Source organism: Saccharopolyspora karakumensis, assembly GCF_004349225.1.
In the GTDB taxonomy this organism is placed as follows: Bacteria; Actinomycetota; Actinomycetes; order Mycobacteriales; family Pseudonocardiaceae; genus Saccharopolyspora; species Saccharopolyspora endophytica.
Map to the genome: position 1 here is coordinate 62,649 of NZ_SMLA01000004.1, position 11,767 is coordinate 74,415.

The following is an 11,767-nucleotide window of genomic DNA, read 5'->3' on the forward strand; positions in this document are numbered from 1 at the left end:
GCGGTGACCCGTGATCGAGAACCCGTCTGCCCGGACGGTCCGGGCCCTTCACCGATGCGGCACCAGGTCCGCCGTCGCCGCCCGGCGCAGCTTCCCCGACGGCGTCTTCGGGAGCGTTCCCGGCGGGAGCACGACCACCTCCGCCGGGCGGACGCCGACGGCGTCGACGATGCGGGACACGACCTCCTTGCGCAGCGCTTTCTCCGCGTCCTCCGAACCCGCCTGCTTGGACTCCAGCACCACCGCGAAGCGCTCGCGCCTGCTGCCCGCCTCCAGCCGGACCGCCGCCGCGTTGCCCGGGCGCACGCCCGGGACCTCGCAGGCGGCCCGCTCGATGTCGACCGGGTAGATGTTGCGGCCACCCATGATGATCACGTCCTTGCGACGCCCGCAGATCACCACCTGGCCCTCGGCCAGATATCCCTCGTCGCCGGTGTCCAGCCAGCCGTCGGCGTCCTGCACCTCCTGCGGGCCGTCCACCGTGAGGTAGCCCGGGGTGACGGCCTCGCCGCGAATGCGCAGCCGCCCGACCTGCCGGTCGGCCAGTTCCTCCCCCTCGTCGTCGACGACGTCGACCTCCAGGCCCGGCAGCGGGTGCCCCAGCAGCGCGAACCGGCGCGCGCGCGGCTCCTCGGCATCGACCGGTTCGGCGACGTGCCGCTTCTCCAAGCCCTCGGCGTCGACCACATCGGCCCCCAACCCCCGGCGCAGCGGGGCGAAGGAGACCGCGAGGGTCGCCTCGGCCATGCCGAAGGCGCACACCATGCAGTCCGGGGTGAGTCCGAACCGCGCCCCGGCGTCGGTGAAGGCCTGCGCCGCAGCGGGATCGATGGGCTCGGCCCCGTTGAGCGTGAAGCGCAGGCTCGACAGGTCGAAGTCCTCGTCGGCGCGCGCCATCCGGCGACCGACCACGGCGTAGGCGAAGTTCGGCGCGGCGGTGACCGTGGCGCGGTACTTGCTGATCAGCTGCGGCCACACCAGCGGTCCCGCCAGGAAGTCCGACGGGGTGATCTTGACCGTGGTCATGCCGATCGCCATCGGCACGGTCAGGCAGCCGACCATCCCCATGTCGTGGAACAGCGGCAACCAGGACACCGCCACGTCGCGCTCCGGGTCGAGCTCGGCGGCGGTGACCATCGCGCGCAGGTTGGCGTTGAGGTTGCGGTGGGTGATCCGGACGGCCTTCGGATCAGCGGTGGAACCGCTGGTCAGCTGCAGCAGCGCCGTGTCGTCCTCGCCGACCTCGACCGGTCCGGGCAGCGGCTCGGCCTCGGTGGCGGCGAGACCGGCGAGGTCGCGGTAGGCGATGCCGTTGTCCTCCAGCACTCCCGCCAGCTGCTCGAACGGCGGGCCGAGCAGCACCAGCCGCGCGCCGATCATCTTCAGCACCTTGAGGGTGTCCTCGGCCCAGTGCGCGAGGTCGGTGCGCGGTGTCGGCTGGTGCAGCATCGTCACGCTGCCGCCGCCGAGCCACACCGCTTGCACGGCGGGACCGATCAGACCGGGATCGGCGGCCAGGATCGCGACGGCCGCACCGGGCCGGAGCTGCTCGCCCAGCCCACCGGCCATCCGCAGCGCGTTGTCGTGCACCTGCGCCCAGCTCCGGAACAGGGGCTCCGCGGGCTCTCCGGTGATGAGCCCACGAGCCCCTTCACCGGAGTTCCGCCGAGCCGACGCCACCAAGGTCTCCACGAACCGACTCATGTGATGCAGCTTACGATCCGGAAAACCCGGCGGCACGCCTCAACGCCCGACCGTGCACGCGGAAAACCCCCGCAATCGGGGAACGGATACCGGAGCAGTCCGTCACCTCCGTCGAAAGCGGAGCGTTCCGTTTCGCACCATCATGGAATTCCAAGCCGGAAGGAGCCGTCGGTGGCATCCGAGGAGCCTTCGTCGGCGTGCACTACCCGAGTTGGTCCGCCAGTTCCATCCAACGGGTTTCGAGGTCGTCCTTCTCCTGCCGCAAGGACTGGAGCTCCGCGTTGAGCTTGGCCAGGCGGTCGGGCTCGGTGGCCGCCTCGGCGAGCTTCTCGTGCAGGTCGGACTCGCGCTTGGCGAGCTTGTCGAGCTGCCGCTCGAAGCGGGAGAGCTCCTTGCGGGCCGCGTGCTCCTCGGCGCCCGACAGCCCCCGCGACTCCGGCGCGTCCGTCGCCTGCTTGCCGACGCTGCTCTCCGCCGCCAGCAGCGAATGACGCCGCTGCAGGTACTCCTCGATCCCACCGGGAAGGTGGGTGAGCTTCCCGTCGCCGAACAGCGCGTGGACGCTGTCGCAGACCCGCTCGACCAGGTACCGGTCGTGCGAGACCACGATCATCGTGCCCGGCCAGGTGTCGAGCAGGTCCTCCAGCTGCTGGAGGGTGTCGATGTCCAGGTCGTTGGTCGGCTCGTCGAGGATCAGCACGTTCGGCTCGGCCATCAGCAGCCGCGCCAGCTGCAACCGGCGGCGCTCACCACCGGAGAGGTCGCCGACCGGCGTCCACTGCCTGCCCTTGCCGAACCCGAACCGCTCCCCCAGCTGCGAGGCCGACAGCTCGTACTTGCCGAGGGTGACCGTCTTGGCGACGTTCTCGATCGCCTCCAGCACCCGCCAGTTGCCCGGCAGGTCGTGCAGCTCCTGCGTCAGGTGCGCCATGCGCACCGTCTTGCCCTCGACGCGCTTGCCCGCGTCCGGTTCGCGCTCCCCCGCCAGCAGCTTGAGCAGCGTCGTCTTGCCGGAACCGTTGACGCCGACCAGACCGATCCGATCGCCCGGCCCGATCCGCCACGTCACGTTCTCCAGCAGCGCCCGCTCGGCGATCCGCAGGTCGACGTCCTCCAGCTCCAGCACGGTCTTGCCCAGCCGGCGCTTGGCGAAGGCCAGCAGCTCGACGGAGTCGCGCGGCTCGGGGACGTCGGAGATCAGCGCCTCGGCGGCCTCCACCCGGTAGCGCGGCTTGGAGGTGCGGGCCTTCGCTCCGCGCTGCAACCAGGCGAGTTCCTTGCGGGCCAGGTTCTGCCGCCGCTCCTCGGTGGCCTGCGCGATGCGAGCGCGTTCGGCGCGGGCGAAGATCCAGTCCGCGTAGCCGCCCTCGTACTGCTCGACCTTGCCGTCCACGACCTCCCAGGTCCGGTTGCAGACGGTGTCGAGGAACCAGCGGTCGTGCGTGACGATCACCAACGCGCACTTGCGCTCCAGCAGGTGATCGGCCAGCCAGCGCACGCCTTCGATGTCGAGGTGGTTGGTGGGCTCGTCGAGCACCAGCAGGTCGAGGTCGCGCACCAACGCGGCGGCCAGCGCCACGCGGCGGCGCTCCCCGCCCGAGAAGTTCTTGACCGGGGTGTCCAGGCCGAGCCGCGTCATGCCCAGACCGCCCAGCACCGATCGCACCCGCGGGTCGGCGGCCCACTCGTGCTCGGCGGTGAAGCCGTGCGGATCGAGGACGGCGTTGCGCACGGTGGCGTCCTCGTCCAGCTCGGTGCGCTGGGTGACCACGGCCATCCGCAGGTCGCGGGACTGCGAGACCCGGCCGTCGTCGGGTTCGGCGAAACCGGCGAGGACTTCCAGCAGCGTCGTCTTGCCGCCGCCGTTGAGACCGACGACGCCGATCCGCTCGCCTTCCGACACGCCCAGCGACACGCCGTCCAGCAACGGGCGCACGCCGTAGGACTTGCTGACCGTTTCCAGGTTGACCAGGTTCACCATCGAGGTTTCGACTACTCCTCACGCGTGGACTTGGGGCGGGGTGGGGCGATGGGCCGGCTCGTCGGAGACGACCTTGGCCCCCGGCACCGGGCCGTGCGCGACGCGGACGGTCCGGCAGACGCCCGCGCCCGAGAGCTCCGCGGCCACTCGGACCGCTTCGTCGGAGTCGGTGCACAGGAAGGCGCAGGTCGGGCCGGATCCCGAGACGATGCCGGCCAGCGCGCCCGCTTGGACGCCCGCGCGCAAGGTGCGGCGCAGGCCCGGGCGCAGCGAGACCGCCGCGGATTGCAGGTCGTTGCCCAGCAGCAGCGCGAGCTGCCGGGGATCGCCGGAGGCCAGCGCCTCCAGCAGGGGTTCCACCTCACCGATCCGGCCGTTGCCGTTGTCCGCGCGGAGCCGGTCCAGCTCCCCGTAGACGCCCGGGGTGCTCAGGCCTTCGCGGTCCAGCGCGATCACCCAGTGATAGGTGTGCCGGGCCAGCACCGGGACCAGCCGCTCGCCGCGCCCGGTGCCCAGGGCGGTGCCGCCCTGCAACGAGAACGGCACGTCGCTGCCGATCTTGCCGGCGAGCTCGCTGAGCTCGTCGCGGCCCAGCTCCAGCCGCCAGAGCTGGTTGACCGCCTGCAACGCGGCGGCGGCGTCGGCGCTGCCACCGGCCATGCCGCCGGCGACCGGGATGCCCTTGTTGATGGAGATCCGCACGCCGGGGTTCTCCGGATCGCGCCCGCAGTGCTCGGCCAGCAGCCGCACCGCTTTCCACGCGAGGTTCTCCGGTCCGGTGGGGACCTCATCGGCTCCCTCGCCCTTGACCTCCAGGGCGGGATCGTCCGCCGCCACCACGGTGACGTCGTCGGTCAGCGACAGAGCCTGGAAGACGGTGACCAGCTCGTGGTAGCCGTCCGGACGCGCGTCACCCACCGAGAGGTGGAGGTTCACCTTCGCCGGGACGCGGACGGTGATCGGTGTAGGAACCACGGAGAGCACACCAAGAGCCTACGTGGCCGAAGAACCCCACCGCCCACTTCCCTGCGCACAGCCCCACCCCAGCCACAAATCCCCCGGTGGCCGGTCACCCGAACCCCGCTCCCGCAGGTCCTCGATCACTCCCGTGTTCAGACCCGGATCACGGCCGTGTTCAGGTCCCCGATTACGGCAGCGATCCGTCACCTGAACACGGCGGTGATCGGACGGGTGAGGGCCGGGGTGGTCGGTGGTCGACCGCCCCGGCCCTCGTGTCACGCCGCGGGAATCAGGAGGCGGGGACGACGGCGACTCCGCCCCACTCCTCGTTGATGAAGTCCTTGACCTGCTGGCTGCGCAGCAGCTCGGCGAGCTTGAGCACGCGCGGGTCCTCGGCCAGCGCTGGGCTGGTCACCAGACCGTTGGCGTAGGGGTTGCCCTGCGCGCTCTCCACCAGCAGCGGGTTCGACAGCTTCGCCTTGATCGCGTAGTTGCCGTTGACCACCGCGGCGGCCGCGTCGTCGATCGAACGCGGCAGCTGGTCCGGGGACAGGTCCTTGAGCTGGATGTTCTTCGGGTTCTCCGCGATGGCGGCGTCCAGCCGGGTGCCGACGGCGGCCTCCGGCTTGAGCTTGATCAGACCGCCCTGCTCCAGCAGCTTCAGGCCGCGGAACTGGTTGGCCGGGTCGTTGGACAGCGTCACCGTGGCGCCCGCGGGCAGGTCGGTCAGCGACTTGGCCTGCTTGGAGTAGACGGCCAGCGGCTCCAGGTGCACCGGCTCGATCCAGGTGAACTCGCCGCCGCGCTCCTTGCGGTACTCCTCCAGGTACGGCACGTGCTGGAAGTAGTTCGCGTCCAGCTCGCCGTTGGCGACGGCCTCGTTCGGCCGGTTGTAGTCGTCGAACTTCTCGATCTCGATGTCGATCCCGGCCTGCTGGGCCAGGTTGTCGTCGACGTACTGCAAGATCTCGCCGTGCGGCGTCGGGCTGACGCCGATCTTCAGCGGCGCGTTGGGGTCTTCGGCGGCGGAACCACCACCGCAGGCGGCCAGCAGCACCCCGGCCGAGGCGAGCAGGGCGGCGAAGCGCAAACGCATGTCGTGCGTCCTTTCAACGAGCCTGTTCTCAGGCAGGCAGAGGTCGCGCACCGTCCTCGTGGGACGGACGCAGGAGGGGGAGGGGTTTCGGTTCCCGGGGATTCAGCCGGCGGCGGTGCGCCGGCGATCGACGAGCTTGGCGGTGCGATCGGTGATCAGCTGCATCGCGAAGGCCAGCATCCCCAGCACCACGACGGATCCGTAGAGGATCCGGTCGTCGTAGCCCTGGTAGCCGTCCTGGATCGCGGTCGTGCCCAGGCCGCCGCCGCCGATGGCGCCGGCCATCGCGGCGTAGCCGATCAGCGCCACCGCGGTGACGCCGACGGCGCCGACCAGCGCGGCTCGGGCCTCGCCGAGCAGCACCGTCCACACGATCCGCAGCCTGCTCGAACCGGTCGTGATCGCGGCTTCCACCACGGTGAAACCGACCTCGCGCAACGCGTTCTGCGTCAGCCGCGCGAAGAACGGGATCGCACCGATGGTCAGCGGCACGATCACCGCGCTGCTGCCGATCGAGGTCCCGATCAGCAGCCGGGTGAACGACGCCAGCACCACCAGCAGCACCACGAAGGGCACCGAGCGCACCACGTCCACGATCACGCCGAGCACCTTGTTCAGCACCGGTTTGGGGTTCAGCCCGACCGGAGAGGTCAGGTGCAGCAGCACACCCAGCGGCAACCCGCCGACCACGGCCAGCACGGTCGCCACCAACACCATGTAAAGCGTTTCGAGCGTTGCCTCGCCCAGTAGTTCGCCGACCTCCGACCAGGGGGTCACATCAGTCACGCAGCAGCAACTCCGTCAACGCTCACCGGGGCGCGCCGGACGTGCGCGTCCCGCTCGATCATCCACTTCAGCGCCGCCTCGGAACGCTCACCGGTCAGGCCGATCTTGAACTTGGCGACCGGGGTGTCACCGAGGCGGGTCAGGCCACCGCCCAGGATCGCCAGGTCGACGGCGAACCGGTTGGAGGCCTCGGGGAGCAGCGCTCCCACTGCGGCGAAGCCGACCAGCACGATCTCGGCGACCACGTCGTGGCGGCCCGAAGTCGGGCGCAGCGACTCCGCCTGGTCGGTTGCGGGCAGCAGGGTGCCGCTGACCTTGCTGCCGGGCTCGGCGACGAGGTCCAGGACCTTGCCGTGCTCGACGACCTGGCCGTCTTCGAGCACCGCGACGTCGTCGGCGATCTTGCGCACCACCGCCATGTCGTGGGTGACCACCAGGACGGTGACGCCCAGCTCGGCACGCGCGCGGTCGAGCACGGTCAGCACCGAGTCGGTGGTGGACGGGTCCAGCGCGGAGGTCGGCTCGTCGGCCAGCAGCACCGAGGGCTTGGCCGCCAGCGCGCGGGCGACCGCGATGCGCTGGCGCTGACCACCGGAGAGCTGGTCCGGGTAGACCGACGCCTTGTCGGTCAGGCCGACGAGGTCGAGGAGTTCGCCGACGCGGTTGCGCCGCTGCGGACCGCCGATGCCGGCGGCCTCCAGCGGCAGCGCGACGTTGCCCGCGGCGGTGCGCTGCCGCAGCAGCGAATCACCTTGCGGCACAACGCCGATCTGCCTGCGAGCGGCGCGCAGCGCCTTGCCGTCCAGCGACACCAGGTCGGTGCCGTCGACGCGGATGGCACCGCCGTCGGGCTTCTCCAGCAGCGCGATGCACCGGGCCAGCGTCGACTTCCCCGCTCCGCTCGGTCCGACCACGCCGCACACCGAACCCGCGTTGACCTCCATCGACACGCCGTCGAGGGCGTGGACGGTGCTGCCGTTGTGCTGGAACGACTTGGTCAGGTTCTCAACTGAGATCACGATCTGCTCCACATCAGCTCGCGATGGCCGCGCCCGCGTTCGGGCAGCAGCCATGGGGAACTTCTAAGGGAAAAGGAAGAGGGGAAGGGCCAGGTCACATCTCGCGACGACAGGCGCAGGTCGTGCGCCTTCCGTGGTCGATGAACCGCCGCTGCGTGAGCAGTTCCCTGATGTGGGGTACCTCGAACCGGGCGTTGCCGGTGGCAGACAGGTTCGCTAACCGCGCGTTGGAATCCACAGCTACTCCATCGGTCCTGGCGTTAGCACCTGCCCGCGACGGGTGGTTGCTGCGGCGTCAACAAGCCAGGTCTCTCAGCCGCTCGGGATGGATTTCCCGAATAGTAGACCCCATCGACAGGGCGCGACGCAAGCTGATAGCGGTCACTGACCGAAATCGTTTGCCACATCACATACCGGGCGGAGCGGGAATTTTTCTGCGGAGCGTGGCGTTTTCGTCACCCTCGGTGACGTAGCAGCGCGTGGCCGCAAGCCGCCGGACGAGTGGTTCAGCTGCTCGACCCGGATGACGCTGCCTCCGCGATCCGGGCGAAATCGGCGATGCGCAACTGCTCTCCGCGCGTCGTCGGGTCGATCCCGGCCGCGCGCAACAACTCCTCCGCCCGCGCCGCCGAGCCGGCCCAGCCGGACAGCGCGCCGCGCAACGTCTTGCGGCGCTGCGCGAAGGCGGCGTCCACCACGCGGAAGACGTCCTGCCGCGAGGCGCTCGACGGCGGATCGACGCGGTGGAAGGAGACCAGCCCGGAGTCCACGTTCGGCACCGGCCAGAAGACCTTGCGCGGCACCGGGCCCGCGCGGCGCACGTCCGCGTACCAGGCCGCCTTCGCGCTCGGCACGCCGTAGACCCGGCTGCCGGGTTCGGCGGCCATCCGGTCGGCGACCTCGGACTGGACCATGACCAGCCCCTTGCGCAGGCTCGGCAGCTCAGCCAGCAGGTGCAGCACCACGGGCACCGCGACGTTGTAGGGCAGGTTGGCGACCAGCGCCGTCGGCGGCTTCGGGAAGTCGGCGGCCTGGACCCGCAGCGCGTCGGCGGGCAGCACGGTCAGGCGGTCGGCCAGCTGGGGCGCGAACTCGCGCGCGGTGCGCGGCAACCGCTCCGCCAGCACCGGATCGATCTCCACGGCGGTGACGGCGCCCGCGGACGGCAGCAGCGCGAGCGTCAGCGAGCCCAGACCCGGGCCGACCTCCAGCACGACGTCGTCCGGGCCGACCTCGGCCGCGGAGACGATCCGCCGCACCGTGTTCGGGTCGTGCACGAAGTTCTGACCGAGCTTCTTGGTCGGTTTGATGTCCAGCTCGTCGGCCAGCCGACGCACGTCGGCCGGTCCCAGCAACGCCGCCCCCTGCTCATCCACGCAGATGAACCTACCCGCGCCGGTGTCGACCAATCTCACCAGGTCGAAGCGGCGAAGCCGCTTTCTCTTCGCCCCACCCGGCAACTCGCACCGCCGCGGGTGCTCAGCGGCTCTCTGGCGAGGACGGCCACTCCGCCGCGCATGGGAGATGCATCAGGAGTGGCACCCGCAGTCCAGAGAGCCGCTGAGGTTCCGCTACTCGCACCGCTACGCACGATGAGCGGCGCGCAGTTCTCGTCAGTCCAGGCCGAGCTTGGACGAGCAGGACGGCCAGGCGCCGTAGCTGCCGCCGCGGGCGTCGCGGACCTTCTCGGCGACCGCGATCTGCTGCTCGCGGCTGGCCTGGTGCGGGTACGGGGCGTACTGGTCGCCGCCGTAGGCGTCCCAGGTGGACTTGTCGAACTGCAGGCCACCGTAGTAACCGTTGCCGCTGTTCATGGCCCAGTTGCCGGTCGCCTCGCACTGGACGAGCTTGTCCCAGACACCGCTGTTGGGCGCGGCCTTGCCACCGACGCGCACGACCTTCTCGACCGGCGCCTTGGTGACCTTCTCGTCGATGACCTCGCGGTCCGACTCCTCGCCGTTGCGCGTGGAGATGCGGGTGAACTGGATCTTCTCGCCGGCCTCGCCGGGAGACTCGACCCGCTCCTCGCCCTTGAACATCGAGTTGTCGACGATCTCGCGGACCGGCGGCGGCACCGGAACGGTCACGCTGATCACGGAGCTCTGCAGCCGGTCGATGCGCACCTCGGCGCCGGTGACCAGCTTGGCGTCGGCTCCCGGGGTGACCTTGTCGTCCGGGCCGAGCTTGAGCTTGCGCTCCTTGACGAGCTCGTCGATGTTGGCGGCGGTGGTGGTCAGCCGCTGCGGCGCACCACTGCCGTCGATGAGCGTGATGTCCTTCTGCGTGCGGACCGACAGCTCCATGCCCTGCTCGGGCACCGGCATGTTGCGGTCGGCGTTGAGGACGGCACCGTCGGCGTTGACGCCGAGCTGGCGCAGGGCCTGCTCGACGGTCACCGAGCGGACCCACTCCTCGCGGACCTCGCCGTCGACGTTGAGCTTGAGCAGACGACCGCGGTCGAGGGTGATGGTCTCGCCGTGGCCGACCTCGGCCTGCGGGGAGGGGCTCAGCGCGTCGTGCGCGCCGACGCGGATGCCCTGGTCCTCCAGGACCTCGCCCACGGTGTCGTCGAAGGTGCTGACGGTGCGCGTCTGCCCGTCCACCTCGACGGTGACCGACTTGTCCATCGCGGCGGCGGCGCCACCGGTGCCGGTCAGGCTCAGCAGCACGCCGGCGACCGCGCCCTTGAGGAAGCGGCGCTTCCAGACGGTCATCGCCTCGGTGACCTGCTGCGGCGGCAGAGCGCCCGCCTCGCCCTCGGGCATCGCCTCGAGGAAGTCCATCGGCGGCAGGACGGTCGTCTCGGCGTTGATCAGCCGGATGACCTCGTCGACGTCGATCTCGGCGGTCGCGAGCACGTCCTCGGCGTCGGGGCCGAGCACGTCGTAGACGTCTTGCGGGGTGATCTCGAAAGCGCCCGGCGGGAAGCTCGGGTGCTCGTCGGACCACTGCGGGTCCGGGCGGTCGAGCAGTCCTACCGCGGTGTGCTGCTCGGTCGGCTGGACCGGGGTGAACCAGTCAGTCGCCGCGTCAAAGGAATCGGCCCAGTAGCCGTCGTTCCGCGGGGTCGCGAAACCGGCATGACTGGGCTCGCCACGTCCGTTCACAGGGTCGTTACCTCCCGAAGGCGCAAAGTCGCGACCGCGAAGAACTGAACGTGAGAAGCGTTGGGCGAGTTCATGTTTCTCGCTCAACCCCTCTCGTTCATCGCGTGCGCACAACCTTCGTGCTTCGTGTCTGTATCCGACTCCCGCAAGCCAATTGCCGCCTAGCCGGCCGCGAGCTCCTTGCGCTCACCGCAGACTTCCCCGACGTACACCGGCGAGACTAACGGGCGTTCCCCATGACTGGTTGTCATCGGTTACGGGGCCGAGACTCTACCGTGATCATGCAGGGCCGCCAAGGACCCGATTCGGACATGTGAGGCCGATTACGCTTGTTTGCCACGCAACCCGACACGATCTGTAGTCAAGATCGGTAAAAATTAGTCCATTCGGGGGGCACCTACAGGATTCGTTAACAGCCACCCGAGCCGCTTGCGTGACATATAACACGCGCCCGGAAGGTGCTGTAACCCATGATCAACGGGGGTGCGGCGGGCCGGAACGCCCCCCGGGACAGCGGTCCGGCCCGAGCACGGAGCGCGCTCGGGCCGGACCTCCCCTCCCCACGCACGAGGGAAACGAGTTCCCCCGCGACGATCTTTCGCGTTGTCGCGGCGACTTCACGTCATCGCGGCAGACCCAGCTTCCGCGAGCACGCCGGCCAGGCGCCGTAACCGCCGCGGGCGTCGCGCACCTTCTGCGCGATCGCGATCTGCTGCTCGCGCGACGCGCGATGCGGGTAGCGGTTGTACCGCTCACCGCCGTAAGCCGCCCAGGTGCTGCGGTTGAACTGCAGGCCGCCGTAGTAGCCGTTTCCGGTGTTGGCGGCCCAGTTGCCGCCGGACTCGCACCTCGCGAGCCGGTCCCACACCGCAGCTCGATCGTCATTCGGGGCTGCCGCGGCGTTCGGGGCCACCGCGACCAGGGCGCTACCGCTGATGGCAACAGCCGCCACCACGGTCCACTTCGTGAATCTATGCAACTTCACTGCACATCCTCACAACCGATGGTTCCGGTGTGGGAGGACCTCCGCGAGCGAGTTCCCCGCGGAGTTCGGGGTGTCCCCCCGTTCCGGCTTCCACTGTGGACGGTAGGAGTCGGCGTGCGGACCGCAAGC

General features: G+C 70.1%; 8 protein-coding genes, 1 pseudogene and 1 riboswitch. All 9 genes and pseudogenes read right to left on the reverse strand.

The window, feature by feature from the left end; translation table 11 throughout:
- Nucleotides 1–48: 48 nt before the first annotated feature.
- Nucleotides 49–1,704: a fatty acyl-AMP ligase gene (locus tag E1202_RS03990; protein WP_132681123.1), complete on the reverse strand. Its 1,656-nt coding sequence runs from the start codon at nucleotides 1,702–1,704 to the stop codon at nucleotides 49–51.
- Nucleotides 1,705–1,906: 202 nt separating this feature from the next.
- The gene (locus E1202_RS03995) at nucleotides 1,907–3,685 is read right to left on the reverse strand and encodes an ABC-F family ATP-binding cassette domain-containing protein (protein WP_132681125.1); all 1,779 of its coding nucleotides are present in this window, start codon (nucleotides 3,683–3,685) and stop codon (nucleotides 1,907–1,909) included.
- A gap of 18 nt (nucleotides 3,686–3,703) precedes the next feature.
- Nucleotides 3,704–4,660 carry a 4-(cytidine 5'-diphospho)-2-C-methyl-D-erythritol kinase gene (locus tag E1202_RS04000; protein ID WP_132681337.1) on the reverse strand — a complete coding sequence of 319 codons (957 nt, stop codon included), beginning with the start codon at nucleotides 4,658–4,660 and terminating at the stop codon, nucleotides 3,704–3,706.
- 274 nt (nucleotides 4,661–4,934) lie between these two features.
- Nucleotides 4,935–5,741 carry a MetQ/NlpA family ABC transporter substrate-binding protein gene (locus E1202_RS04005; RefSeq protein ID WP_132681127.1) on the reverse strand — a complete coding sequence of 269 codons (807 nt, stop codon included), beginning with the start codon at nucleotides 5,739–5,741 and terminating at the stop codon, nucleotides 4,935–4,937.
- 102 nt (nucleotides 5,742–5,843) lie between these two features.
- Nucleotides 5,844–6,527 (reverse strand): methionine ABC transporter permease, encoded by a 684-nt coding sequence (locus E1202_RS04010; RefSeq protein ID WP_165939670.1) that lies wholly within the window; start codon nucleotides 6,525–6,527, stop codon nucleotides 5,844–5,846.
- Nucleotides 6,524–7,546: a methionine ABC transporter ATP-binding protein gene (locus tag E1202_RS04015; RefSeq protein WP_132681129.1), complete on the reverse strand. Its 1,023-nt coding sequence runs from the start codon at nucleotides 7,544–7,546 to the stop codon at nucleotides 6,524–6,526. The genes E1202_RS04010 and E1202_RS04015 overlap by 4 nt, the downstream gene beginning before the upstream one ends.
- Nucleotides 7,547–7,788: 242 nt before the next feature.
- Nucleotides 7,789–7,878, reverse strand: a riboswitch (SAM riboswitch).
- A 174-nt stretch (nucleotides 7,879–8,052) separates the two neighbouring features.
- Entirely contained in the window at nucleotides 8,053–8,922 is an 870-nt protein-coding gene (gene rsmA, locus E1202_RS04020; RefSeq protein ID WP_235877667.1) for a 16S rRNA (adenine(1518)-N(6)/adenine(1519)-N(6))-dimethyltransferase RsmA, read from the reverse strand.
- Between the two features lie 237 nt (nucleotides 8,923–9,159).
- A complete protein-coding gene (locus E1202_RS04025) occupies nucleotides 9,160–10,653 on the reverse strand; it encodes a resuscitation-promoting factor (RefSeq protein ID WP_132681131.1) in 1,494 nt (497 codons plus the stop codon).
- A gap of 622 nt (nucleotides 10,654–11,275) precedes the next feature.
- A pseudogene (locus tag E1202_RS32025) lies at nucleotides 11,276–11,527 on the reverse strand (transglycosylase family protein); the annotation flags it as partial.
- Nucleotides 11,528–11,767: the final 240 nt, after the last annotated feature.